Origin of the sequence: Kitasatospora sp. NPDC090091 (assembly GCF_044747365.1) — a bacterium.
Taxonomy (GTDB): Bacteria; Actinomycetota; Actinomycetes; order Streptomycetales; family Streptomycetaceae; genus Kitasatospora.
The window spans coordinates 195,541-221,215 of record NZ_JBIVDY010000005.1 but is presented as its reverse complement, the minus strand read 5'-3'; the positions used below and the strand labels follow the sequence as shown (position 1 = coordinate 221,215).

Annotated in this window: 21 protein-coding genes and 1 pseudogene; 5 read left to right on the top strand and 17 right to left on the bottom strand. The window is 71.9% G+C overall.

The features are described from left to right. Positions 1–95 precede the first annotated feature (95 nt). The 5 genes and pseudogenes from ACIPSC_RS10845 to sodN all read right to left on the bottom strand — a co-directional run bounded on the left by ACIPSC_RS10845 (position 96) and on the right by sodN (position 2,487). Positions 96–506, bottom strand: coding sequence for an anti-sigma regulatory factor (locus ACIPSC_RS10845; protein WP_313765494.1), 411 nt, complete (start codon positions 504–506; stop codon positions 96–98). A gap of 274 nt (positions 507–780) precedes the next feature. Beyond that, on the bottom strand, positions 781–1,257 hold the full coding sequence (locus tag ACIPSC_RS10840; protein WP_400824717.1) for a GNAT family N-acetyltransferase: 477 nt from the start codon (positions 1,255–1,257) through the stop codon (positions 781–783). A gap of 9 nt (positions 1,258–1,266) precedes the next feature. Then, the gene (locus tag ACIPSC_RS10835) at positions 1,267–1,650 is read right to left on the bottom strand and encodes a nuclear transport factor 2 family protein (RefSeq protein WP_400824716.1); all 384 of its coding nucleotides are present in this window, start codon (positions 1,648–1,650) and stop codon (positions 1,267–1,269) included. Between the two features lie 163 nt (positions 1,651–1,813). Continuing rightward, positions 1,814–2,095, bottom strand: a pseudogene (locus tag ACIPSC_RS10830) (iron chelate uptake ABC transporter family permease subunit); the annotation flags it as partial. Then, entirely contained in the window at positions 2,092–2,487 is a 396-nt protein-coding gene (gene sodN / locus ACIPSC_RS10825) for a superoxide dismutase, Ni (protein WP_238865337.1), read from the bottom strand. The gene sodN and the pseudogene ACIPSC_RS10830, both read right to left, overlap by 4 nt. Positions 2,488–2,668: 181 nt before the next feature. Between sodN and sodX the strand changes: the two genes are divergently transcribed. Continuing rightward, entirely contained in the window at positions 2,669–3,109 is a 441-nt protein-coding gene (sodX, locus tag ACIPSC_RS10820) for a nickel-type superoxide dismutase maturation protease (protein WP_400824715.1), read from the top strand. 40 nt (positions 3,110–3,149) lie between these two features. Here the strand turns inward: sodX and ACIPSC_RS10815 are convergent, their stop codons facing one another. The 5 genes from ACIPSC_RS10815 to ACIPSC_RS10795 all read right to left on the bottom strand — a co-directional run bounded on the left by ACIPSC_RS10815 (position 3,150) and on the right by ACIPSC_RS10795 (position 8,042). After that, entirely contained in the window at positions 3,150–3,743 is a 594-nt protein-coding gene (locus ACIPSC_RS10815; RefSeq protein WP_400824713.1) for a CGNR zinc finger domain-containing protein, read from the bottom strand. Positions 3,744–3,887: 144 nt separating this feature from the next. Then, entirely contained in the window at positions 3,888–4,682 is a 795-nt protein-coding gene (locus ACIPSC_RS10810) for an amino acid ABC transporter ATP-binding protein (protein WP_400824712.1), read from the bottom strand. After that, on the bottom strand, positions 4,679–5,653 hold the full coding sequence (locus ACIPSC_RS10805; protein WP_400824711.1) for an amino acid ABC transporter permease: 975 nt from the start codon (positions 5,651–5,653) through the stop codon (positions 4,679–4,681). Before ACIPSC_RS10805 ends, ACIPSC_RS10810 begins: the two co-directional genes overlap by 4 nt. A 36-nt stretch (positions 5,654–5,689) precedes the next feature. Then, entirely contained in the window at positions 5,690–6,616 is a 927-nt protein-coding gene (locus tag ACIPSC_RS10800) for an ABC transporter substrate-binding protein (protein WP_400824710.1), read from the bottom strand. 496 nt (positions 6,617–7,112) lie between these two features. Then, positions 7,113–8,042, bottom strand: coding sequence for an ABC transporter substrate-binding protein (locus tag ACIPSC_RS10795; RefSeq protein ID WP_400824709.1), 930 nt, complete (start codon positions 8,040–8,042; stop codon positions 7,113–7,115). A gap of 583 nt (positions 8,043–8,625) precedes the next feature. Between ACIPSC_RS10795 and ACIPSC_RS10790 the strand changes: the two genes are divergently transcribed. Beyond that, positions 8,626–9,822 (top strand): NADP-dependent malic enzyme, encoded by a 1,197-nt coding sequence (locus ACIPSC_RS10790; RefSeq protein WP_400824708.1) that lies wholly within the window; start codon positions 8,626–8,628, stop codon positions 9,820–9,822. 133 nt (positions 9,823–9,955) lie between these two features. Continuing rightward, a complete protein-coding gene (locus ACIPSC_RS10785) occupies positions 9,956–10,918 on the top strand; it encodes a zinc-binding dehydrogenase (RefSeq protein ID WP_400824707.1) in 963 nt (320 codons plus the stop codon). Between the two features lie 56 nt (positions 10,919–10,974). Here ACIPSC_RS10785 and ACIPSC_RS10780 read toward each other — a convergent pair whose 3' ends face one another. From ACIPSC_RS10780 to ACIPSC_RS10750, 7 genes are all read right to left on the bottom strand, one after another. Beyond that, the gene (locus ACIPSC_RS10780; protein ID WP_400824706.1) at positions 10,975–12,012 is read right to left on the bottom strand and encodes a helix-turn-helix transcriptional regulator; all 1,038 of its coding nucleotides are present in this window, start codon (positions 12,010–12,012) and stop codon (positions 10,975–10,977) included. 1 nt (position 12,013) lies between these two features. Next, on the bottom strand, positions 12,014–12,943 hold the full coding sequence (locus ACIPSC_RS10775) for a DUF4097 family beta strand repeat-containing protein (RefSeq protein WP_400824705.1): 930 nt from the start codon (positions 12,941–12,943) through the stop codon (positions 12,014–12,016). A gap of 211 nt (positions 12,944–13,154) precedes the next feature. Then, positions 13,155–13,334, bottom strand: coding sequence for a DUF6104 family protein (locus tag ACIPSC_RS10770; RefSeq protein WP_030235677.1), 180 nt, complete (start codon positions 13,332–13,334; stop codon positions 13,155–13,157). A gap of 33 nt (positions 13,335–13,367) precedes the next feature. After that, positions 13,368–15,395 (bottom strand): protein kinase, encoded by a 2,028-nt coding sequence (locus ACIPSC_RS10765; RefSeq protein WP_400824704.1) that lies wholly within the window; start codon positions 15,393–15,395, stop codon positions 13,368–13,370. 269 nt (positions 15,396–15,664) lie between these two features. Next, positions 15,665–19,417, bottom strand: a complete 3,753-nt coding sequence (locus ACIPSC_RS10760; protein ID WP_400824703.1) for a multifunctional oxoglutarate decarboxylase/oxoglutarate dehydrogenase thiamine pyrophosphate-binding subunit/dihydrolipoyllysine-residue succinyltransferase subunit — start codon at positions 19,415–19,417, stop codon at positions 15,665–15,667. Between the two features lie 300 nt (positions 19,418–19,717). Continuing rightward, positions 19,718–20,848 (bottom strand): ATP-binding protein, encoded by a 1,131-nt coding sequence (locus tag ACIPSC_RS10755; protein WP_313765512.1) that lies wholly within the window; start codon positions 20,846–20,848, stop codon positions 19,718–19,720. A gap of 97 nt (positions 20,849–20,945) precedes the next feature. Next, positions 20,946–21,683, bottom strand: coding sequence for a response regulator transcription factor (locus tag ACIPSC_RS10750; protein ID WP_238865320.1), 738 nt, complete (start codon positions 21,681–21,683; stop codon positions 20,946–20,948). A gap of 564 nt (positions 21,684–22,247) precedes the next feature. Between ACIPSC_RS10750 and ACIPSC_RS10745 the strand changes: the two genes are divergently transcribed. Beyond that, entirely contained in the window at positions 22,248–23,081 is an 834-nt protein-coding gene (locus ACIPSC_RS10745; protein WP_400824702.1) for a rhomboid-like protein, read from the top strand. A gap of 133 nt (positions 23,082–23,214) precedes the next feature. Then, positions 23,215–25,611, top strand: a complete 2,397-nt coding sequence (gene lon / locus ACIPSC_RS10740) for an endopeptidase La (RefSeq protein ID WP_400824700.1) — start codon at positions 23,215–23,217, stop codon at positions 25,609–25,611. The last annotated feature ends 64 nt before the right edge of the window (positions 25,612–25,675 follow it).

Here is a 25,675-nt window from a genome sequence, read left to right as displayed (position 1 = left end):
GTCGTACCGCGTGAAGGGCGGTACCGGGAGCCGCCCGCCGGCCCGGGTGGGGAACCGGGCGGACGGCCCTTGTTCGGTGTGCTGCTGCGGTGGCTCTAGTGCGCGGCCGGTCCGCCGCGCTTCTTGTGCAGGCTGATCGACACGGTGTTGTCCTCGCCGACCGAGGACTCCACCTCGCCGGCCAGCGCGGAGAGCACCGTCCAGGCGAAGGTGTCCCGCTCCGGGGCCCGGCCGTCGGTGGTCGGGGCGGAGACGATGACCTTCAGCGAGTCGCCGACCAACCGGAACTCGCAGGAGAGGACCGAGCCCGGCACCGCCTGCTGGAGCAGGATGGCGCACGCCTCGTCCACCGCGATGCGGAGGTCCTCGATCTCGTCCAGCGTGAAGTCCAGCCGGGCCGCGAGCCCCGCCGTCGCTGTTCGCAGCACCGAGAGGTAGGCCCCCGCCGCGGGCAGCCGGACCTCCACGAAGTCCTGCACTCCGGGCTCGCCGTCGATCTGGGACACCCTCACCTCCTGGGTGACGCGCTGTGCTTCCGGGCCGGTGGCCGCGGCACTGTCTGTTGCTTGGCTCAACTGCTTCGCCCCAACTGTCCAGAGGGGTGGTGCGGTACGTACCGGTCATACCCCTCGAAGAGTGGCCGGACGCCGCGCCCGCACGAGACGTTACCGCTTTTGATCCCCGCGCGGGAGTCACTCATGGTAAGCCCTTGCGACACAGGGTGTCAGCGGTCGGACGGTGCCTTCCGCGAACCCCCGGGAGCGGGCTCCCGGGGAGCGGTCAGCGGGTGCCGGCCGCGGTCAGCGCCTCGCCGGTGAGCCGGTAGACGGTCCAGCCGTCCATCGGCACCGCGCCGAGCGACTTGTAGAAGTTGATCGAGGGCTCGTTCCAGTCCAGCACCGACCACTCCATCCGCGAGTAGCCGCGGTCCACGGCGATCCGGGCCAGCTCCAGCAGCAGCGCCTTGCCGTGGCCGCCGCCACGGGCCTCCGGGCGGACGTAGAGGTCCTCCAGGTAGATCCCGTGCGTCCCGCGCCAGGTGGAGAAGTTGAGGAACCAGACCGCGAAGCCGACCGGCTCGCCGGTGGCGTCGTCCTCGGCGATCAGCCCGAACAGCGCCGGTCCGGCGCCGAACAGCGCGTCCCGCAGCTGCTCCTCGGTGGCCACCGCCTCGTGCGGGGCCTTCTCGTACTCCGCGAGCTCGCGGATCATGGCGTGGATGACCGGGACATCGGTGGCAACGGCGGTACGGATCATGCGACGAGCCTACTTGGCCTGCTCGTTCTCGTCCCAGGCCTGGACCGAGGTCTGGTCGACGATCCGGCCGTCCCGAAGATCGGCCATCGAGCTCATCAGGACGCGGATCCCGTCGGGGTACTGGCAGGACTCCAGGAAGGCGAGGTGGTCGTCCTGGACCACCGCCCGCTCCAGCTTGTGGGTCATCTCCCGGCCGTAGAGGTCGTCCAGCATCGCGGCGATCTCCTCCCGGCCGTGCATCACCAGCGGGTGGCTCGGCTGGGTCTTGCGGTCGACGACGCGCAGTTCGGCGTCGTCCGCGTACAGCGCCAGCAGGGCCTCGGCGTCGCTGCGCTCGATGCCCTCGCGGAGTGCGTCGGTGTCGAAGGCGGTCGGCGCGGCCATCGTGCTCATGCTCTCGCTCCTCCGGTCGGTTCCGTCGGCTCGTACCTCCGAGCCTACGCCCGTAGGGCCGCCCCCCACCCGGTGGTCCGGGCCCGAGCCGCTGCGGCAGGACTCGCTCAGCACGCAGGAGTCGATGCCGAGGCCGGCCAGTGCCTTCGGGGCGAAGCCGTCGGCCTCGCCGAAGCCGTAGGACGAACGGGTCGGCGAGTGCGTTGCGGACCATCGCCTGCACGGTGACCCCGATGGCCGCGAGCCCGGCGCCGGGCCCGGCGCCGACCACGGCGGCCGGCACGGTGCGCGGCAGCCGGATCTCCCGGACGATGGCGTACGCGGCGGCGTCCTCGGCCGGCAGCCGACCGCCCGTCAGTCCGGCACCCGGCAGCCGCAGAACGTGCGACCGCCCCCGTCCGGTGGGTCGGACGGGGGCGGTCGGTGCGGGCTGATCGGGGATCAGGCCTGCTTGGTCTCCCAGAAGATCTTGTCGACCTCGGCGATCAGGTCGAGCAGGGCCTGGCCGGTGGCCGGGTCCGTCGACGCCTTGGTGGCCGAGGCGGCCTTCAGGGTGTCGTTGATCAGCTGGTGCAGCTGCGGGTACTTCTCGAAGTGCGGGGCCTTGAAGTAGTCGCTCCACAGCACCGAGATGTGGTGCTTGACCGCCTCGGCGCGCTGCTCCTTGATGATGATGGCGCGGGCGCGGAAGTGCGGGTCCTCGTTGGCCTGGTACTTCTCCTGGGTGGCCTTGACCGACTCGGCCTCGATCCGGGCCTGCGCGGGGTCGTACACGCCGCAGGGGAGGTCGCAGTGGGCGTGGGCGGTGGCGCGAGGTGCAAACAGACGAGAGAACATGGGAGTCCTTCCTTAGATCGTCTTCCCGCGCCCGAGATTACCCTTCCGGTCCCCGGGTTTCGCGATCGGGCGGTGGGCCTCGGTCAAAAGGCGGAGTCGGAACCGGGCCAATCCGGACACCGGCCGGAGGCCGCCGGTGCGGCAGACTTGGACGCGGCCGGGAGGAGGAGTCGTGGCGCGGATGGCGGAACCGGAGGGCGGCACCCCGGGGGGTGGTGCGCCGTTCGGACTGATCGACGTGGCGGGCCCCTCGATGGTGCCGACCCTGCGCGAGGGCGACCAGCTGCTGGTCCGCTACGGCGCGCGGATCCGGCCGGGTGCGGTGGTGGTGTTCCGCCACCCGTTCCAGCAGGACCTGCTGGTGGTGAAGCGGGCGGCCGAGCGCCGGGCCAAGGGCTGGTGGCTGCTCTCCGACAACCGGCCGATCGACAGCGACAGCCGCAGCTACGGCGCCGTCCCGGACGAGCTCGTGCTCGGCCGGGTGCTGCTGCGGCTGCGGCCGCGCCCGGCCTGGCTGGCGCCGGGCCGGGGGCTGGAGCGCCTGCTGCTCTCCGGGCCGCTCGCCCGGGTGCCGGGCCTGGCCCGCCGCTGCGGCGTCTGGGTCGACCCGGACGCCTTCTAGGACGACCCCGACCCCGGCCCCGGACCGGGCCCGGGCGTGGTCAGGCCGGTCCGCCGAGGGCGGCCGCGTCCTGGGCCTCCTGGCGCTTGCGGGCCCGGTAGGCGGCGACGTTGGCCCGGGTGGCACAGCGGTCCGAGCAGTACCGCCGGGACCGGTTGGTGGAGGTGTCGAGGTAGGCGTTGCGGCAGGGTGCGGCCTGGCAGATGCCCAGCCGGTCGGCGCCCAGCTCGGTCAGGTGGACCGCCAGCCCCATGCAGGCGACGGCGCTGAAGTGGGCGGTGGCGGTCGGCGAGTTGTCGGCCAGGTGCAGGTGCCAGCGCGGGCGCCCGGCGTCGTCCAGGTGCTCGTGGCCGGAGATCAGCGGGCTGACCGGGAACTCCATGAGCAGGCTGTTCAGCAGGTCGACGCCGCGGACCTCGTCGCCCTCGGCGGCGGCCTCGAACACCCCGCGCAGCCGGGTCCGGACGGTCCGCAGTCGCGGCAGGTCCGACTCGTCGGCGAGCGCGGCGGCGCGCGAGGACTCGGAGAAGAGGGCGCGCACCGCCTCCACCGAGGTCAGCGAGTCGGTGCCGCGCTCGGGCTCCTCGGTGTTCACCAGCCGGACGGCCAGATCGGCGTACGAGGCGAGCTCCACGGTGGTCCTTCCAGAATTCGGTAACGGCCTGAATGCCTCCAGCCTATTACCTGGGCGGGGAAAACGTCGGCGCCCGGCAGGACCGGCCTGCCGGGCGCCGAGGGATGCGGCGGGCGCACCCCGGTGAGCTCAGAGCACCTCGGGTCAGAGCACCTTGGAGAGGAAGGCCCGGGTGCGCTCGTGCTGCGGGTCGGTGAGGACGTCGCGCGGGTTGCCCGACTCGACGACCACGCCGCCGTCCATGAAGACCAGGGCGTCACCGACCTCGCGGGCGAAGCCCATCTCGTGGGTGACGACGACCATGGTCATCCCCTCCTCGGCCAGTCCGCGCATGACGTCGAGGACGTCGCCGACCAGCTCGGGGTCGAGCGCCGAGGTGGGCTCGTCGAAGAGCATCAGCTTGGGCTGCATGGCGAGCGCGCGGGCGATCGCGACACGCTGCTGCTGGCCGCCGGAGAGCTGGGACGGGTAGCTCTTGGCCTTGTCGGACAGGCCGACCCGCTCCAGCAGGGCCATCGCGCGCTCCCGGGCGTCCGCCTTGGACTCGCCCTTGACCTGCATCGGAGCCTCGATGACGTTCTCTATGGCGGTCATGTGCGGGAACAGGTTGAAGCGCTGGAAGACCATGCCGATGTCGCGCCGCTTGAGCGCGACCTCGCGGTCCTTGAGCTCGTAGAGCTTGTCGCCCTTCTGGCGGTAGCCGACGAGCTCGCCGTCGACCCAGAGCCGGCCGCCGTTGATCTTCTCCAGGTGGTTGATGCACCGCAGGAAGGTCGACTTGCCGGAGCCGGAGGGGCCGATCAGGCAGAACACCTCGCCCTGCTTGACCTCCAGGTCGATGCCCTTGAGCACCTCGACCAGGCCGTAGGACTTGTGGACGTTCTCGGCGCGGACCATCGGGCCGCCGACGGCGTCGGCGGGCTTGGTCAGATCGGTCATACGTGACCACCTCCCTCGAGCCCCGGGACCACGTCGGTGGTCTTCTTCGGGGCGGGCTTCCCACGGAACAGGCCCCGCACCCGCTGCAGCGGGGTCGGCGGGAGCGTCCGGTTGGAGCCGCGGGCGTAGTGCCGTTCGATGTAGTACTGGCCGATGGTCAGCACGGAGGTGAAGAACAGGTACCAGAGGCTGACCACGATCAGGATCGGGATGTTCTGGTAGTTCCGAGAGTAGATCACCTGACCGGCCCGGAAGATCTCCTCCAGGGAGATCACCGAGACCAGCGAGGTGGTCTTGAGCATCGAGATGGTCTCGTTGCCGGTCGGCGGGATGATCACCCGCATGGCCTGCGGCAGGATGATCCGCCGCATGGTCTTGAACTGGCTCATGCCGAGCGCGTGCGAGGCCTCGGTCTGCCCCAGGTCGACCGACTGGATGCCGCCGCGGACGATCTCCGCCATGTAGGCGGCCTCGTTGAGGCCCAGGCCCAGCAGGGCGGCGACGAAGGTCGGGATCAGGACGTTGGTGGACTCGGACCAGAACTCCGGTCCCCACGGCACACCGATCGAGAGCTTGGCCCAGATCAGGCCGAGGAAGTTCCAGAACACCAGCTGCACCAGGACCGGCGTACCGCGGAAGACCCAGATGTAGACCCAGGCGGTGGCCGAGAGCAGCGGGTTCGCGGAGAGCCGCATCACCGCGAGGATGATGCCGCCGACCACACCCATGAGCATGGAGAGCGCGGTCAGCTCCAACGTGACGAGCATGCCGTGCACGATGCTGTCGTGGAAGAGGTACTTCCCGACGATGTCCCACTTGAAGGCGGGGTTGGTGAAGAGGGCGCTGATGAGCATCGCGGCGAGTACGGCGATGACTGCGGCGCCCGCCCAGCGTCCGGGGTGGCGGACCGGGACGGCCTTGATGGTCTCAGGCCGTCCCTTCTCCGCATGCCCCTTGTCCAGAGAGTTCACGGTGTGGCCTCGGGGGAGAGATGTGCCGGCGGAAGGTCAGCTGACAGCGCCGTTGAGGGTGGACTTGTCGAGGGCGCCGGCCTCGACGCCCCACTTGGTGAGGATCTGCTTGTAGGTGCCGTCGTCGATCAGCGACTGGACCGCGCCCTGGATGGCCGGGGCGATCGCGGCGCCCTTGGCGAGGGCGATGCCGTACGGCGCGGAGTCGTAGGTGGTGCCGATCTTCTCCAGCTGGCCGCCGGACTGCTTGACGGCGTAGTCGACGACCGGGGAGTCGGCCATCATCGCCTGGTCGCGGCCGGAGACGACGGCGTTGGTGACGTCGGTCTGCAGGTCGAACTTGTCGCCGTCGTTGACGACGCCCGGCTTGCCGGCCTTGGCGCAGGCGGGGTTGCGGACGTCGACGATCTCCTGGGCCTGGGTGGTGCCGGTCTGGACCGCCACCTTCTTGCCGCAGAGGTCGTCGGCGCTGATCTTGTCCGGGTTGCCCTTCTTGACCGCGATCGCGCTGCCGGCGTTGAAGTAGGTGACCATGTCGACGGTCTGCTCGCGCTCCTTGTTGTCCGTGAGGGACGACATGCCGAGCTGGAACTTGTTCGACTGGATACCGGGGATGATCGCGGTGAACTGCGAGTCCTGGACGTCGGCCTTGAGGCCGAGCCGGGCCGCGATGGCGTTGGCCAGGTCGACGTCCATGCCGATGATCTTGCCGCTGTCGTCCTTGAACTCGTTCGGGGCGTAGGACGCGTCCGAACCGACGATGATCTTGCCGGAGGACTTGACGTCGGCGGGGACGAGCGCGGCGAGCTTGTCGTCGGCCTTGACCTCGCTGACGGTCGCGGTGGCGTTGGGAGCGCCGCCGCCCTCTTCCTTGCTGCTGCTGCAGGCGGTCAGCGCGAGCGAGAGGGACGCGGCTGCCACGCCGGCGGCGAGGAGGCGGGTGCGCTGGGTACGGGCGGTCATGGGGGATCTCCTCCTGAGGGAGAGGTCGGGCGGAGCGCGCCGCGGGGGAGCGGCACACCGGGGCTGCAGGCCGTACTGCGCTGTACGGGTACGGGTGTATTTCGCTGTACTGCGTACGGGCAAAGCCGGTGGTGCAGGGCCTGGGCATGGTCTGCGCAGGGTGGTGCGAGGTACTACTGCTTCCGCCACCCTCCGCCGAGGTGGACGTTGATCGAACCGCCTCGACCAGTGGTCGGCTCGATCCGAGATGGGGGGAATCCTGCCACCAGATGACGGTCGGATGGCCCTCATTCAGATCAAAATCGGATAACGAGGGGCCTCGCTGTCCGCTATACGGACGAATGCCGGGCTCCTGTCACCCTGCGTATAAGTATGCGGATCCCCCTGCACTCCGCCCGGGAGGCCCGCCCGCGCGCCCGGGGGATTGCGGGCGCACGAAGGGCCGGGTCGGATCCCGCCCGGATCCGACCCGGCCCCTTCGTCCGGATGCGGCGGTTCAGATGCCGCCGTTGACCACCGCGTTCTGCGCCGCGCCCGCGGAGACGTTCCACTTGGCGAGGATCTTGTCGTAGTCACCGCTGCGGATCAGCTGGTCCACCGCCTTGGACAGCGAGTCGCGCAGCGCGGTGTCGTCCTTGCGCACCGCGATCCCGTACGGGTTGGACTTGGACTGCGCGCCGGTGACCTCGAAGCGGTTGCCGTTGTCGGTGGTCTTCGCGGCGTAGGCGGCGACCGGGAAGTCGTTCAGACCGGCCGCCGCCGCGCCGGAGGCCACCTCGGCCAGTGCCTTGGCGTCGCTGTCGAACTTGTGCACCGTGAGCGGCTTGCCGGCCCGGCTGCAGGCGGTCACCTGGCGGCCGATGATCTCGTCCTGGGTGGTGCCCTGCTGCACCGCGACGGTCCGGCCGCAGAGGTCGTCCAGGGTGTGGACGCCCTTCGGGTTGCCCTTCGGGACGGTGATCGAGCTGCCGGCGATGAAGTAGTCCACGAAGTCCACGCCGGGGTGGATCTTGTTGCCCGCGTCGTCGACGCCCTCGCGGCGCTGGCGGATGTCGCTGAGCGCGGACATCACCACATCGACCTGCTTGGCGTGAAGGTTCGGTATCAACTTGTCGAACGGAGTGTCGACGATCTCGATCCGTACGTTGAGGACCTTGCCGAGGGCCTCGGCGATCTCCGGGTCGAGGCCGGCCGGCTTCCCGTCGGTGCCGCGGAAGTCCACCGGGGCGTAGTTCAGGTCCGAGCCGACCCGGAGCACACCGGCGCTGCGCTGGGCCTTGGGGAGCTTGTCGCGTGCCACCTGCCCCGCGTCCTTCGTGGTCTCCGCGCCGCTGTCGCCGCCGCAACCGGTCAGCAGGAGGGCTCCGGCGGACACCAGCGCGAGGGCGGCGGCGGCCGTACGTCGGGGGTGGGGACGGTGGTGCATGAGCGGGCTCCTGTGGGAGGGATGTGGAGGCCTCGCGGCGTCGCGGGGGTGTACGCGAGATGGCGGGCCATGGGATCCTCCCATCCCACCCTCCGGGGCCCGGCGGCGGGTGTGTCAGAATTCGGTACCGGGTGACCCCCGACGCTCGAACCCAGACCGCCGAGTCGAGACAGACTCGGGGTGCAGAGGAACGGAAGTCATCGACGCCGACTCCGTATCCGTGGCACCGGCTCCCCTCGTGTCTGCGTTCACTCCTACGGGTGTTCGTGCACGTTCGCCGTTGCCGCCACCGGGTCCGGGCGCTTCCGACGCCCGGCGCCGTCAAGTGGCCGAGATGCGGATGAAATGCACGTAACGAGGACGAAAAGGCATAGGTGCGATGCCGCCGTCCGACCTACGCTCGGCCCGGTAGCACAGCGCAGACAACTGGAAACAACCCTCACCCGAGGGCGCAGGCCCCGACGGCAGCGCCCCGACCCCGCCATCCCCCGGGTCCGCTTCGGCGTACCCGGTTTCGGGTTTCCGGCAGGGTCGCCCCAGCTCCGTCGGCCGTGCCCTCGCTATCAATGACGAAGAGGTCATCGTGGCAGCGGAGATCATCCACACCAGCACGCAGGACACCGACGATCCGGTCGACGCCGTTTTCGCGCTCCACCGCGGCGGCAAGATGGAGGTTCGGGCCACCGTCCCGGTGCGCGACGCGGACGACCTGTCCCTCGCCTACACCCCCGGTGTCGCCCGGGTCTGCACGGCCATCGCCGAGCAGCCGGAGCTGGTGAACGACTACACCTGGAAGGCCAACACGGTGGCGGTCGTCACCGACGGCACCGCCGTGCTGGGCCTCGGCGACATCGGCCCGGAGGCCTCGCTGCCCGTCATGGAGGGCAAGGCCATCCTGTTCAAGCAGTTCGGCGGTGTGGACGCGGTCCCGATCGCGCTGGCCTGCACCGATGTGGACGAGATCGTCGAGACGGTCGTCCGGCTCGCGCCCTCCTTCGGCGGCGTGAACCTGGAGGACATCTCCGCCCCGCGTTGCTTCGAGATCGAGCGCCGGCTCCAGGAGGCCCTGGACATCCCGATCTTCCACGACGACCAGCACGGCACCGCGATCGTCACCACCGCGGCCCTGTGGAACGCGGCCAAGGTGACCGGCCGGGAGATCGGTTCGCTGCGCGCGGTCATCTCCGGCGCCGGCGCGGCCGGCATCGCCATCGCCAAGATGCTGGTGGCCGCCGGCATCGGCGACGTCGCGGTCTGCGACCGCAAGGGCGTGGTCTACGACGGCCGCGGTGACCTCACCGACGTCAAGGCGGAGATCGCCGCGCAGACCAACAAGTCCGGCATCAAGGGCTCGCTGGCCGACGCGCTGGCCGGCGCCGACGTCTTCATCGGCGTCTCCGGCGGCACCGTGCCGGAGGAGGTCGTGGCGACCATGGCCGAGGGTGCCTTCGTCTTCGCGATGGCCAACCCCAACCCGGAGATCCACCCCGAGGTCGCGCACAAGTACGCGGCGGTCGTCGCCACCGGGCGCAGCGACTTCCCGAACCAGATCAACAACGTGCTGGCCTTCCCCGGCATCTTCGCCGGTGCCCTGCAGGTCCGGGCCAGCCGGATCACCGAGGGCATGAAGCTGGCCGCCGCCAAGGCGCTGGCCGGTGTGGTCGCCGACGAGCTGACGCCGCAGAAGGTCATCCCCTCGCCGTTCGACGAGCGGGTCGCCCCGGCGGTCACCAAGGCCGTCGCCGACGCCGCCCGCGCCGAGGGCGTGGCGCGGATCTGACGCGAACGGGGGAGCGCTCCCGCCACGAGGAGCGCTCCCCCGGCCGCTCTCCCGCCGAGCGCGGGAACAGCACGACACGCGTCACACTTCCACGTGGTTCCGGGCCCGGTCCTTCGCCGTTATCGTCCGGATCATGTTTGCTGCCTACGCCGCCCGAATCGACGCCGACGACCCGCTGAGCGCCCTGGAGTTGGGCGAGCTCCCCGAACCGCAGGCGCGGCCCGGGTGGAGCGTGGTCACGGTCAAGGCCGCCAGCCTCAACCACCACGACCTCTGGTCGCTGCGCGGGGTCGGCCTGCCCGCCGAGAAGCTGCCGATGATCCTCGGCTGCGACGCCGCCGGCGTCGACGAGCACGGCAACGAGGTGGTCATCCACTCGGTGATCGGCCAGAGCGGCCACGGCGTGGGCCCGGACGAGCCGCGCTCGATCCTGACCGAGCGCTACCAGGGCACCTTCGCCGCCCGGGTGGCCGTGCCCACCTGGAACCTGCTGCCCAAGCCCGCCGAGCTCTCCTTCGAGCAGGCCGCCTGCCTGCCCACCGCCTGGCTGACGGCCTACCGCATGCTGTTCACCAACGCCGGCGTGAAGCCGGGTGACACCGTCCTGGTGCAGGGGGCCGGCGGCGGCGTCTCGACCGCGCTGGTCGTCCTCGGCAAGGCCGCCGGCCTGCGGGTCTGGGTCACCGGCCGGGACGAGGCCAAGCGCGCCCGGGCCGTCGGGCTCGGCGCCGACGCCGCCTTCGAGAGCGGCGCGCGGCTGCCCGAGCGGGTGGACGCGGTGATGGAGACGGTCGGCGCCGCCACCTGGTCGCACTCGGTGAAGTCGCTGCGCCCCGGCGGCACCATCGTCATCTCGGGTGCCACCTCCGGCCCCAGCCCGAAGGCCGCCGAGCTGAACCGGATCTTCTTCCTGGAGCTCAAGGTGGTCGGTTCGACCATGGGCAGCAAGGAAGAGCTGGCCGGCCTGCTCTCGCTCTGCGCGACGGCCGGCGTCCGGCCGGTGATCGACTCGGTGCTGCCGCTGGCCGAGGCCCGGGAGGGCTTCGCCCGGCTCGCCGAGGGCGACGTGTTCGGGAAGATCGTCCTCAACCCGTGAACGCACGGGTGCCCGGTGCTCCCCCCCCGAGGGACACCGGGCACCCGTGCCTTCGCTCAGCCGAGCAGGCGCTTCAGCCGCTCGCCGGACCGGCCCAGCACCGCGCGGGCCTCGGCGAGCCGGTCGGCCGTCACCCGGCCGTCCCGGGCCGCGTCGCGGACCTGGTCGCGGAAGCGGTCGAGCAGGCGCTCCAGCTCCCGGGCCGGGTCGCCGGCCGGGTCGGTGGCCGTCCACGCCGGCAGGTCGGCCGGGGCGGTGCCGGCCGGTTCGTCCTTGTCCAGGTCGATCCGGGTGACGGTGATCCGCTCGGCGGCCGGCCCGGCCTCCTCGGCCGGGTTGCCCCAGCGGGCAGCGTCGGCCAGCCCGGCCAGGCCCTTGGTCAGCTCGGAGAGCCCCTCGGCCAGGCCGGTCGGCCAGTCGCCCTTGGCGGCGTGCTCGCGCACCTGCTGCTCGACCCGGCGCTTGATCCGCAGCGCCTCCTGCTGCGCCGCCGTCCGCGCCGCCTTCGACTGCTCGCGCAGCCGGCGGGCCTCGTCCTCGGCGGCCTTCGCCTTGGCCTTGGCCGCCTTCTCCTGCTCCTTGGCGCGCTTGGCCTGCTCCTTGGCCTGCCGCTTGAACTGGGTGAACTCCTCCTTGGCGCGCTGCCAGGCGTCCTTGTCCCCCCAGGGCCCGGCCCACGGGTCGCCGTCCTCGGCGGGCTCGGGCCGGGGGGCCCGCTTGGCCGCGCCCCACAGCTCCTCGCGGAGGTCCTTGGCGCTGTCCCGGACGTCCTCGCGGATCGCCCCGGCGAGCTGGGCCACCGAGTCCCGGATCTCCAGCTCCAGCTCGTCCAGCTCGCCCTGGCGGGCCGCCAGTTCGGTGCGGCCGGCCTCGGTGAGCCGGTAGACCTTGCGGCCGCCCTCGGTGCTGTGGGCGACCAGGCCCTCCTGCTCCAGCTTGGCGAGGCGGGGGTAGACGGTGCCGGCGGACGGCGCGTACAGGCCCTGGAACCGCTCCTCCAGGAGGCGGATGACCTCGTAGCCGTGCCGCGGCGACTCGTCGAGCAGCTTCAGCAGGTAGAGCCGGAGCCGGCCGTGGCCGAAGACGGGGCTCATGTCAGGCCTCCTTGGTGAGGTCGGGGCCGTTGCCGGCGTCCTTCTCCGGCTTCGGGCCGGACGGGAGCTCCTTGACGAGCACCGGGCCGTCGTCCTCGGCGTCGGGGCGGCGCAGCACGGTGACGGCGCCGGAGACGGTGGTCACCGAGAGACTGCCCTGGCCGTCCCCGAGCTGGCCGGAGAGCCGCTTGGCGCCCCAGGTGCCGCCGACCTTGAGCTGGTCGAAGGTGCTGGAGATGTCCCCGCTGTTGGTGCCGGCCTCGACCTTGGTGTCGGCCAGCGAGGGGAGCCGGACGCCCACCGGGCCGCTGACCGTGGTGACCTTGATGTCGGTCGGGTTGACCACGTCGAGGTCCAGGGTGACCGCACCGGTGACGGCGTTGGCCAGCACCTTGTCGGCCTTCCCGGCGACCACGGTGAGCCCGCCGGAGACGGTGTTCAGCTTGAGCTGGCCGGCCACCGACTGGACGTCGACGTCGCCGGAGACGGTGTTGGCGGAGGTCCGCCCGGCCAGGCCGACCAGGGTGACGTCGCCGTTGGCCGACTGGGCCGAGACGTGCTCGGCGAAGCCGGAGACGGTGGTGTCGGCCGAGACGGTGCCGACCTTGACCTCGGTGCCGGCCGGCGCGGTCAGGGTGACCGAGGCGGTCCGCCTGCGCTTCAGCGAGGAGAAGAAGCCCTTCACCGAGTCGACCGACTTGAGCACGTCGCCGAAGTCGCTCCAGCTGTTGAGGTCCTTGTAGGTGACCGTCAGGACGCCGTCCACCAGGGTGACGTGGAGCGGCTCGCCCTTGAGCTCGGTGACCTCCAGGCGGGCCGGCCCCTCGGCGGCGACCACGTTGACCGCCCCGTCGATGATCCGGACGTGGACCGTCCGGACCTCCTCGTCGATGGTGATCCTGTCGGGTCCCTCGATCGTCCACTGGCTCATCTCTGCCGCCTCCCGTTGCGACTCGCGATGTATCGCGTTCTCTTTTAAAGACGATATATCGCGTAACGCCGAAGTCAAGGGAGCCCACCCCCGAGGCCGACCCGGAGCCGTCCCCGAACCGCCCCCTACGGGAGGGCACGCGAAGGGCCCGGGAGGCGGTTGCCTCCCGGGCCCTTCGGCGGCGTCTCACCGGGTCACTCGTCGTCCCCGGTCACTCGTCGTCCTCGTCGTCGAGCCGCGCCAGCCAGGTGGCCAGCCGCTCGACCGGGATCTCGAAGTCCGGGTTCAGGTCGACGAACTCGCGCAGGCGCTCGGCCAGCCACTCGAAGGTGACCTCCTCGTCGCCGCGCCGGCTCTCCAGCTCCTCGATGCCGCGGTCGGTGAAGTACACGGTTCGCTCCGGTCCGATGGGGATAAGACCTGGTCAGGATAGACCGGGCTGGCCGTTGGCCCGCCAGGTGCTGACGACCACCTTGGCCGCCCCGGACGAGGCGTCGGCGATCTCCACCGCGGCGATCGCGATGTTCTGGCTGGTGCGGTCGCGGATGCAGAGCAGCCGGCCCGCGGTGACCCGGTTGAAGCTCAGGTCGGTGTCCGGCCGGGAGTCGATCGCGGCGGCGCACTGCTCGGGGGTGACGGCGGCGTCGCTGATCACCGCGAAGTCGGACTCGCCGTCGCCGACCGAGTCGAAGGAGTCGGCCCGGCCACCGCAGCACACCGCCTTCTTGACGCCCAGGCCCCACTTCAGGCCGCTGGTGTTGCGGGGCACCACCTTGCCGGAGTTCAGGTCGATCCGGTACGCGTCGCTGGCGTACTCCGTCCCCGGGATGGCGAGCGAGACCTTTTCGAGCGCGGGGGTGTAGCCGCTCGGCCGGGCCGGCGCGGAGACGCCGCCCGAGGTCGGCGAGGCCGACTTCGAGGACGAGGCCGGAGGAGTCTTGCTCGCGGTCGGGCTCGGGGTCGCCGTCGGGGAGTCCGCGGCGGCGGGGGTGGTCTGGGCCGGTGCGGGCAGGCTGCCCGGCGTCTGCGGGGCGGAGGCCGCGTTGTCGGCCTTCTTGTCGTCGTTCCCGAGCTTCTTCATCAGCACCACGCCGCCCGCGGTGCCGCCGAGCGCCATCACCAGGGCGACGACCAGCAGCGCCTTCCAGGAGACGCCCTTGCGCTTGGGCTCCGGTGCGGGGGCCGGGGTGTCGGTCACCACCGGGCCGGGCGGCGGGGTGTCGTAGGAGGGCGGCTCGTGGCGCAGCTGCATGGTCGGCGGGGAGGAGATCACCGGTCCGGTCGGGGACTCGGCGGTCGGCTGCGGGGCGCCGTAGGCGCCGAGCGGCGGCGGGCTGAAGCCGGGCGGCGGGGTGACCGGCGGCTGCTGCGGGGCGCCGAACGACACGGCCGTCGCCGGGTGGGTCGGCTGCGGCGGCGTGGCCGCCGTCGGGGCGGCGGTGGGCGCGGTCGGCGGCACCGCCGGCGACGGCGGCGGGGTGGCCGGCGCGGCCGGCAGCGGGGTCGGCGGGGTCTTCGGCAGGTCCGAGCGCCGGGTGATCTCGGTGTTGACCTGCTTGGGCAGCCAGTCGTCGGAGAACCGCAGCTGACCGCCGACCGACGGGTGGTTGCGGGCGATCTCGATGATCTCGGCCGGCTTCGGGCGGTCCTCGGGGGACTTGGCCAGGCAGCGCAGGACCAGCTCGCGCAGGTCGGCCGGGACGCCCTCCAGCTCGGGCTGCTCGTGCACCACGCGGTAGAGCACCGCGGTGTCCGGGCCGTCGCCGAACGGGGCGGTGCCGCCGGCCACGTACGCGGCCAGGGCGCCGAGCGCGAAGACGTCGGTGGCCGGGGTGACCGGGCGGCCCTGGGCCTGCTCGGGGGACATGAACGCGGGCGAGCCGATCCGGTAGCCGGTGCCGGTGAGGGCGGTGGCGTCGGCGGCCCGGGCGATGCCGAAGTCGATCACGCGCGGGCCGTCGCCGGCCACCAGCACGTTGGCGGGCTTGAGGTCGCGGTGCACCACCTCGACGCTGTGGATCGCCTGCAGCGCCTCGGCGATGCCGCCCATCAGCAGCAGTACGGTGCGGACCGGCAGCGAGCCGTTCTCCCGGACCACCTGCTGCAGCGACGGGCCCGGCACGTAGGCGGTGACCAGCCAGGGCGCCTCGGCGTCCACGCCGGAGTCGATCACCTGCGCGGTGTACAGCCCGTGGATGCGCTGGGCGTTGGTGACCTCCTGGGCGAAGCGGCGGCGGAACTCGCTGTCCTCGGCGAACTCCGGGCGGACCACCTTGAGGGCGACCGGGCGGCCGCCCGGCGTGTAGGACAGGTAGACGCGGCCCATGCCGCCCGCGCCGAGCCGGGCGAAGAGCCGGTAGCCGCCCACCTCCCGGGGGTCGTCGGGGTGCAGCGGTTGGAACACCGGGGGCAGCGGGGAGGCGACGGCGTCCCGTGGTGCGTCGGCAGTCATGCGGTGGGTCCCCCTGGGAGAGCGTGAGGTCATCGGCCGGCCGCGGGCGATGACGGGCGCCCGGGCGGCGGTCTGGCGAGGCATAACCTATCGACCCGTCAGCTCGCTTCGCAGGTCGGTGCCGGTTTGGTTGCAGAGCTGGGACCTTGGCATGGCGTGTCCGTGCCGTTCCCGGGCCGCGAAAGGCCCCGGCCCCCGTGCGTGTGCACGGGGGCCGGGGCCTTCGTTCGACTGCCGCCCGACGGGGTCGGGCCGGGGCCGGAGCGGGATCAGAGCGAGAAGATCTCCTCCAGCAGCCCCTGCTGCTCGGCGGCGTGGCGCTTGGCCGAGCCGACCGCCGGGGCCGAGGAGGCCGTGCGGGCGACGCGGCGCAGGCGCGAGCCGTTGGCGCTGCGGCCGATGACGACCTGCAGGTGGTCGACCAGGTTCATCGCGATGAACGGCCAGCCGCCCTGGTTGGCCGGCTCCTCCTGCGCCCAGATGAACTGGACGTCGTCGCCGTAGCGGGCCAGCTCCTCCTGGAGCTCGGCCACCGGCAGCGGGTAGAGCCGCTCGACCCGGACGATCGCGGTGTCGGTGACCCCGCGCTCGGCGCGCGCCGCCTCGACGTCGTAGTAGAACTTGCCCGCGGTGATGACCACCTTGCGGACCTGCGACGGGTCGACGGTGGTGTCGCCGATGACCGGGCGGAACGAGCCGGACAGGAACTCCTCGGTCGCACTCGCCGCGGCCTTGAGACGCAGCATCGACTTCGGGGTGAAGACGACCAGCGGCTTGTGGTGCGGGTTGTGCGCCTGCCAGCGCAGCAGGTGGAAGTAGTTCGACGGCAGGGTCGGCATGGCGACCGTCATGTTGTTCTGCGCGCACAGCTGCAGGAAGCGCTCCGGGCGGGCGGACGAGTGGTCCGGGCCCTGGCCCTCGTAGCCGTGCGGCAGCAGCAGGACGACGCCCGAGTGCTGGCCCCACTTCTGCTCGGCGGACGCGATGTACTCGTCCACCATGGTCTGCGCGCCGTTGACGAAGTCGCCGAACTGCGCCTCCCACATGACCAGCGCGTTCGGGCGGGTCAGCGAGTAGCCGTACTCGAAGCCCATGGCCGCGTACTCGGACAGCAGGCTGTCGTACACGGTGTAGCGGGCCTGGTCCTCGGTCAGGTACAGCAGCGGGGTGTAGTCCTCGCCGGTGTTCCGGTCGATCAGGACGGCGTGGCGCTGGCCGAAGGTGCCGCGGCGGCTGTCCTGGCCGGCCAGGCGGACCGGGTGGCCCTCCATCAGCAGCGAGCCGATGGCGAGGGTCTCGCCCATCGCCCAGTCGATGGTGTTGTCCTCGACCGAGGCGGCGCGGCGCTGCAGCTGCGGCAGCAGGCGCGGGTGGACGGTCAGCCAGTCCGGCAGGTTGACCTGCGAGGCGGCGATCCGCTTGACCATCTCCTCGGAGATGCCGGTCCGGATGGAGACCGGGAAGTCGGCGACCGGCTTGCCGTTGGCGGCCGGGGCCGGCGTCTGGGCGGCGTCGCGGACCTCGGCGAAGACCTTCTCCAGCTGGCCCTGGAAGTCCTGGAGCGCCTGCTCCGCCTCTTCCATGGTGATGTCGCCGCGACCGATCAGGCCCTCGGTGTACAGCTTGCGCACCGAGCGCTTCTTGTCGATCAGGTCGTACATCAGCGGCTGGGTGAACGACGGGTTGTCGGCCTCGTTGTGACCGCGGCGGCGGTAGCAGATGAGGTCGATCACCACGTCCTTGTGGAACTCCTGGCGGAACTCGAAGGCGAGTCGCGCGACGCGGACCACGGCCTCCGGGTCGTCGCCGTTCACGTGGAAGATCGGGGCCTCGATCATGCGGGCCACGTCGGTGCAGTACATCGAGGAGCGCGAGGACGCCGGGGCGGCGGTGAAGCCGACCTGGTTGTTCACCACGATGTGCACGGTGCCGCCGGTGCGGTAGCCGCGCAGCTGCGACATGTTCAGGGTCTCCGCGACGACGCCCTGGCCGGCGAAGGCCGCGTCGCCGTGGATCTGGATCGGCAGCACCGGGAAGGTGGTGCCGCCCTGGTCCAGGATGTCCTGCTTGGCGCGGGCGATGCCCTCGACGACCGGGTCCACGGCCTCCAGGTGGGAGGGGTTCGCGGCGAGCGAAACCTTGATGGTCTCGCCGTCCAGGCCGGTGAAGGTGCCCTCGGCGCCCAGGTGGTACTTCACGTCGCCGGAGCCGTGCATCGACTTCGGGTCGAGGTTGCCCTCGAACTCGCCGAAGATCTTGCCGTACGGCTTGCCGACGATGTTGGCCAGCACGTTGAGGCGGCCGCGGTGGGCCATGCCGATGACCGACTCGTCCAGGCGGTGCTCGGCGGCGGCGTCGATGGTGGCGTCGAGCAGCGGGATGAGCGACTCGCCGCCCTCCAGCGAGAAGCGCTTCTGGCCGACGTACTTCGTCTGCAGGAAGGTCTCGAAGGCCTCGGCGGAGTTCAGCCGGCGCAGGATGCGCAGCTGCTCCTCGCGCTCGGGCTTGGTGTACGGCTTCTCCAGGCGCTCCTGCAGCCACTTGCGCTGCTTCGGGTCCTGGATGTGCATGTACTCGATGCCGACGGTGCGGCAGTACGTGTTGCGCAGCAGGCCGAGGATGTCGCGGAGCTTCATCATCCGCTGGCCGCCGAAGCCGCCGACCGCGAACTCGCGCTCCAGGTCCCACAGGGTGAGGCCGTGCGTGGTGACGTCCAGGTCGGGGTGCTTGCGCTGCTTGTACTCCAGCGGGTCGGTGTCGGCCATCAGGTGGCCGCGCACGCGGTACGCGTGGATCAGCTCCATGACGCGGGCGGTCTTGTTGACCTCGTCGTCGTGGGTGGTGGCGACGTCGGTGGCCCAGCGGACCGGCTCGTACGGGATCCGCAGCGACTCGAAGATCTCGTCGTAGAAGCCGTTCTCGCCGAGCAGGAGGCGGTGGATCTCGCGCAGGAACTCGCCGGACGCCGCGCCCTGGATGACGCGGTGGTCGTAGGTCGAGGTCAGCGTCATGATCTTGGAGACGCCGAGGCGGGCCAGGGTCTCCGGGGCGGAGCCCTGGAACTCGGCCGGGTACTCCATGGCGCCGACGCCGACGATGGTGCCCTGGTTCTGCATCAGGCGCGGCACGGAGTGCACGGTGCCGATGCCGCCGGGGTTGGTCAGCGAGACCGTGACGCCGGTGAAGTCGTCCATGGTCAGCTTGTTGGCGCGGGCCCGGCGGACGATGTCCTCGTAGGCCTGCCAGAAGCCGAAGAAGTCGAGGGTCTCGGCCTTCTTGATGGCCGCGACGACGAGCTGGCGGTCGCCGTTGGGCTTCACCAGGTCGATGGCCAGGCCCAGGTTCACGTGGTCGGGCTTGACCAGGAAGGACTTGCCGCCCTCCACCTTGTAGCTGTGGTTCATGCCCGGGTGCGCCTTGACGGCCTTGACCAGGGCGTAGCCGATCAGGTGGGTGAAGGAGACCTTGCCGCCGCGGGCGCGCTGCAGGTGGTTGTTGATGACGATGCGGTTGTCGATCAACAGCTTGGCCGGGACGGCGCGCACCGAGGTCGCGGTCGGCACCTCCAGGGAGGCGTCCATGTTGGTCGCGACGGCCTTGGCCGGGCCGCGGAGCGGGACCAGCTCGGGGCCGGCCGCGGCGTCGGTCGCGGCCGCAGCCGGGGCGGCGGCCTTGGGGGCCGGCGGCGCGGCGGGCGCTGCGGCGAGCGGCGCGGGGGCCGGGGCCGCGGCGGCCGGCGCGGGCGCGACCGGTGCGGCGGGGGCCGGCGCGGCCTGAGCAGCAGCGGCGGGCGCGGGGGCAGCGGCAGGGGTCGGCGTGGGGCCGGCCTGGGTCGCGGCCTGGGTCACTGGGGTCACCTCGGTACCGGGCTTGTAGTCGGCGAAAAAGTCCCACCAGGCTCGGTCGACCGAGTTCGGGTCCTGGAGGTACTGCTGGTAGATCTCGTCGACGAGCCACTCATTGGGGCCGAAGCCAGTGGAGCTTGCCGAGCTGTTTGGGGGTTCTGGGGACTGTGGCGACACGGCGGCAACCGCCCTCTTCCGCTTCCTTTTGGGATGTTTGGACAGCGGGGATTAAGGCTACGCCCCTGACCAGTGATCGCGCAGTCCCCAGGGCGCAGGCGTCGCCCAGATCACAGTCCTGACCTGCAGTTTGGCTGAAATTGTGCGTTAGAAACTCGCTAGGGATGGGAACCGATCGCGCCTGATCGTGGCCCATACCCGGACAGAAACGGACAAAACCTGGGACGGTCCGCGGACGATCCTCCGTCCGCGTCTGTGTCGCTTCTGTGACATGGACGGTGCCCGAATCGTTGCTCCCGGTCACCGGGGGCCGGGCAGCCGGACCTCGATCCGGCAGCCGCGGGCGGCCTCGGCCACCTCGATCCGCCCGCCGTGCAGGTCCACCGCCCAGCGGGCGATGGCCAGCCCCAGCCCGGTGCCGCCGTCGGAGCCGGGCCCCTGGGCGGTGGCGGTGCCGCTGCGGCTGAACCGCTCGAAGACCCGGCCGCGGTCGGCCGCCGGGATGCCCGGACCCTCGTCCTCGACCTCCAGCAGCAGGGCGCCGGGCCCGTCGCCGGGCCGGGCGCGGACCGTCACGGTGCCGCCGGGCGGGGAGTGCTTGCAGGCGTTGTCGACGAGGTTGGCGACCACCTGGTGGAGCCGCTCCGGGTCCGCCACGCCGGTCAGCCCGGCCGGGCTGACCTCCAGGGCGAGCCGGACGTCGCCGCGCCGGGAGAACGCCCCGCCGGCCGTCGCGCCGTCCACGGTGACCCCGCGCAGGACGCCGTCCAGGAACTCGCGGACCTCGAACGGGCGGGCGTCCAGGTCGACCACGCCGTCGTCGATCTTGGAGAGGTCCAGAAGGTGGGTGACCAGCCGGCCGAGCCGTTCGGTCTGTTCCAGGGCCGCGCCCAGGGTCGCCGGATTCGGCTGGACCACGCCGTCGACCACGTTCTCCAGCACGGCGCGCAGCGCGGCGATGGGCGTGCGCAGCTCGTGCGAGACGTTGGCGACCAGTTCGCGGCGGTGCCGGTCGGCGGCCTCCAGATCGGCCGCCATCTGGTTGAAGGTGGCCGCCAGCTCGCCGATCTCGTCGCGCGAGTTCACCTCGACCCGGCGGCTGTAGTCGCCGGAGGCCATCGCGCGGGCGGCGGCGGTCATGTCGCGCAGCGGGGCGGTGAGCCCGTGCGCGAGGAACTGCATGAAGAGCAGCGAGGCGATCATGGAGAAGACCATGATGATCCGGATCTGCGTCTCGGACCGGATCGCCACGACGACCATCCCGGTGGCCAGGAAGACCGAGACGATCACCAGGAGGGCGAGTTTGCCCTTGATCGAGCGGACCGGGTCGAGCGGCCGGATGTCGGCCCAGACCCGGCGGGCGGCGCGGGCGGCCAGGGTCGGCCGCCGGGTGCCGTCGGCGGCCCCGTTGCGTTGCTGTGGAAAGGTCATTGGTCCCTGTGATCCCCCGCGTGCGGTGGTCCCCCGCATGGTGTGCACGGCGGTTCGGGACACGGGCCCCCCGGAGGCCCGGTGCCCGAGGCGCCGCCTAGGAGAGCGGAGCCTCCAGCGCGTATCCGACACCGTGCACGGTGCGGATCCAGCTGGCGCCGATCTTGCGGCGCAGCGCCTTGACGTGGCTGTCGACGGTGCGGGTGCCGGACGCGTCCGTCCAGTCCCAGACCTCGGCCAGCAGCTGCTCGCGGGTGAGCACGGCGCGCGGCTGGGCGGCCAGGCAGGCGAGCAGGTCGAACTCGGTCGGCGTCAGGTGGACGTCGCCCGAGGCGAGCCGGACCCGCCGCTGCACGTGGTCGATCTCCAGCTCGCCGAAGCGCAGGCTGCCGAGCGCGGGCGTGCGGGCCGCCTGCTGGGCGCGCTCGACGCGGCGCAGCAGCACGTTGACCCGGGCCGCCAGCTCCCGCATGGAGAACGGCTTGGTCATGTAGTCGTCCGCCCCGACGCCGAGGCCGACCAGCAGGTCCGTCTCGTCGTCGCGCGCGGTCAGCATCAGGACCGGCACCGGGCGCTGGGCCTGGATCCGGCGGCACACTTCCAGGCCGTCGAAGCCGGGCAGCATGATGTCGAGGACGACCAGGTCGGGCTGCCAGGTGTGGAAGCCGTCGACCGCGCCCGGACCGTCGTGGGCCACGGCGACCTTGAAGCCCTCCGCGCCCAGTCGGGCCGCGATCGACTCCGCGATCGTGGGCTCGTCCTCCACCACCAGCACTCTGCGCTGGCTGCTCACCGTGCCGCCGCTGTTGTGGTTGTCCTGCTGAATTTCTGTCACGGTCACGCCACCGCCCCCAGGGCTGCGGGCCGGCCACCTGTGGGGATGGCGGGGCTCCGCTCGTAGTCTTGTTCCGTCGTGGACTGTGCCGGGTCCGCCGTCCCGTTTCGAACGCGCGTGGATCGGTGGACAGGTGTGGACTGCCCACGTCTCCCGCGCACTCCGCAGCGTACGGACAACGGGTGGTTCCCGGCAGGTGGACCGGATGTTTCCGGCCCGCGGGCCGGCTTGTCGGGCCGCCCTCGGACCCACTCGGAAGTGGGCACGGGCCGATACCTTACCCGGCGAATTTTCACTGCGTAACGGTATGTATGCAGTCCACTTGACGCCGAGCCGCCGGTCAGAGCCGCTACTCGTGCGTAAACAGAGGGATGGTCCGGACCAAATGCCGGGGTTCCGGCCGCCGGCGGCCCACCGATCTTCACGGGGATTTCCCAGCCGACTCCCAGGACCCGGACGTACCGTGGCCACGACAAGGATCGGGGGGCGGGATTTCCGGCGTTCGCCGGTACGTTGGGCACCGGACGGGGAGCCGAGGGCTGCGGGGTCTGGAGCGGAGGCGGCATGGCGGGGCTGCGGATCGGCGCCGAGCGGAACGGGCCGCGCCGGGAGCCCGGTGCGGGCACCGGTTCCGGGCCGCCGTACGGGATGCTGCGGTTCGGACTGCGGTCGGCCCTGCTCGGCTGGCTGCTGGCCCGGGTGCCGACCCCCCGGCGCAACCCCTTCGCGCTCGGCTACGTCGCCGTCGTCGGCGCCACCAGCACCTTCGCGATGCTCGCCGACCCGGACCTGGTGCTCCGCCTGCAGGAGGCGTCCAGCTCGGACGGGGACAACCTGTTGCACCACCCGCTGCGCGCGCTGCTGCTCAGCGGCTTCTGGGTGGCCGGGACGGTCTGGATGCCGTACCTCTGGGCCTTCGCCTTCACCGTCGCACCGCTGGAGCGCCGGATCGGCGCGGGGCGGGCGGCGGCGGTGTTCGCGACCGGCCACATCGCCGCGACGGTCCTCTCCCAGGGGGTGGTGATCGTCGCCGTGCTGGCCGGGCGGCTGGATCCCGCCGAGCTCGACCGCCTCGACATCGGCGTCAGCTACGGCGTGCTGGCCAGCATCGCGGCCCTGGCCGGGCTGCTCCGCCCGCGCGGCCGGCTGCTCGCACTGGGCGGCGCCGCCCTGCTGCTCGCCGACCAGTACGCCACCGACCAGGACCTGGTGACCGGGATCGGCCACCCGGCGGCGCTGCTGGCCGGGGTGGCGCTCTGGCGCTGGCTGCGCCGCGTCCCCGACCGGCGTGCGCACCACCCCCGGGGGGTCGCCCAGGCCTCCGCGCCGGCGGTCGCCCCCGCCGCGTCCGCCGCGCCCTCCGCGGCGGGCGGAGCCGCGGTGCTCGACCGGATGTGACGGTTCGCAGACGCTTTTGACGGGCCCTCCCACGCCTCTCCCTGTTCGCTCATGGCGAACACGGGGCGGGGAACATCCGGGGCCTGCCAAACCTTAGTCAGGTCAGCTCAAGTTCACTGACTGGGGAGAGATCATGGCATCGACGTCCACTCCGCTCACCCTGCCCGTGCTGCCGCTCGACGACGAGGTCGTGCTCCCGGGCATGGTCGTCCCGCTGGACCTGAAGGACACCGAGGTGCGCGCCGCGGTGGAGGCCGCGCGCGCCGCGGCCACCGGCACCGGCAAACCCCAGGTCCTGCTGGTCCCGCGGGTGGACGGCTCGTACGCGGCGGCCGGCACCCTCGCCACCGTCGAACAGGTCGGCCGGCTGGCCGACGGCGACCCGGCCGCGCTGGTCCGCGCCGTGCGCCGGGTCCGGATCGGCGTCGGCACCACCGGGCCCGGCGCCGCGCTCTGGGTGGAGACCACGCCGTTCCGGGAGTCCTCGGTCGGCACCCCGGTGGCGGGGCGCGCCGCCGAGCTGGTCAAGGAGTACAAGGCGCTCTCCACCCAGTGGCTGCGCAAGCGCGGCGCCTGGCAGATCGTCGACCGGGTGGCCCAGATCGAGGGCGTCGGCGAGCTGGCCGACAACATCGGCTACGCGCCGTTCGTCACCGCCGAGCAGAAGCTCAAGGTGCTGCTGGAGGCCGACCAGGTGGCCCGGCTGGAGTACGCGCTGACGCTGCTGCGCGACCACCTCGCCGAGGAGGAGGTCAACGACACCATCCGCAAGGACGTCGAGGAGGGCGTGGCCAAGCAGCAGAAGGAGTTCCTGCTCCGCCGCCAGCTGGAGGCCGTCCGCAAGGAGCTGGCCGAGCTGAACGGCGACCCGGCCGACGAGGAGGGCGACTACCGCGCCCGGGTCGAGGCGGCCGATCTGCCCGAGAAGGTCCGCGAGGCCGCGCTCAAGGAGGTCGACAAGCTGGAGCGGGCCTCCGACCAGTCGCCGGAGGGCTCCTGGATCCGCACCTGGCTGGACACCGTCCTGGAGCTGCCCTGGAACGAGCGCACCGAGGACGCCTACGACATCGCCGGCGCCCGCGCGGTGCTGGACGCCGACCACTCCGGCCTGGCCGACGTGAAGGACCGGATCGTCGAGTACCTGGCGGTCCGCAAGCGCCGGGCCGACCAGGGCCTCGGGCAGGTCGGCGGGCGGCGCGGCGGCGCGGTGCTGGCGCTGGTCGGCCCGCCCGGCGTCGGCAAGACCTCGCTCGGCGAGTCGGTGGCCCGGGCCATGGGCCGCAACTTCGTGCGGGTGGCGCTCGGCGGCGTCCGGGACGAGGCCGAGATCCGCGGCCACCGGCGCACCTACGTCGGCGCGCTGCCCGGCCGCCTGGTGCGGGCCATCAAGGAGGCCGGCTCGATGAACCCGGTGGTCCTGCTGGACGAGATCGACAAGGTCGGCTCGGACTACCGCGGCGATCCGGCGGCCGCCCTGCTGGAGGTGCTGGACCCGGCGCAGAACCACACCTTCCGGGACCACTACCTGGAGGTCGAGCTGGACCTCTCCGACGTCGTCTTCCTCGCCACCGCCAACGTGCTGGAGGCCATCCCCGAGCCGCTGCTCGACCGGATGGAGCTGGTCCGGCTGGACGGCTACACCGAGGACGAGAAGGTCGTCATCGCCCGTGACCACCTGCTCCCGCGCCAGCTGGAGAAGGCCGGCCTGAAGACCGGCGAGGTCGCGGTCGACGAGCAGGCGCTGCGCCGGCTGGCTGGCGAGTACACCCGCGAGGCCGGCGTGCGGAACCTCGAACGCTCGATCGCCCGGGTGCTGCGCAAGATCGCCGCGCAGAGCGAGCTGGGGGAGCGCGAGCTGCCCGCCGCGATCGGCGCCGACGACCTGCGCGCCCTGATCGGCCGGCCGCACCACGTCCCCGAGTCGGCCCAGGAGCCGGCCGAGCGGCGCACCGCCGTCCCCGGCGTGGCCACCGGCCTCGCGGTGACCGGCGCCGGCGGCGACGTCCTCTACATCGAGGCCTCGCTCGCCGACGCCGAGACCGGCGGCACCGGGCTCACCCTGACCGGGCAGCTGGGCGACGTGATGAAGGAGTCGGCGCACATCGCGCTCTCCTTCCTGCGCTCGCGCGGCGCCGAGCTCGAACTGCCGGTCACCTCGCTGCGGGACCGCGGCGTGCACCTGCACGTCCCGGCCGGAGCCGTCCCCAAGGACGGGCCGAGCGCCGGCATCACCATGACCACCGCGCTGGCCTCGCTGCTCTCCGGCCGCAAGGTGCGCACGGACGTGGCGATGACCGGTGAGGTGTCGCTGACCGGGCGGGTGCTGCCCATCGGTGGGGTGAAGCAGAAGCTGCTCGCCGCCGACCGGGCCGGCGTCACCACGGTGATCATCCCCAAGCGGAACGAGGCCGACCTGGACGACGTCCCGGCGGAGGTGCTGGAGCGGCTGACCGTCCACCCGGTCTCGGACGTGCGGGAGGTGCTCAAGCTGGCCCTGGAGCCGGCCGAGGTGCTGGTCGCCGCCGCCTGACGGCGGTTCACCCGAAGGGGTGCGGGGAACCCGGCGCGGTTCCCCGCACCCCTTCGGGGTCGGT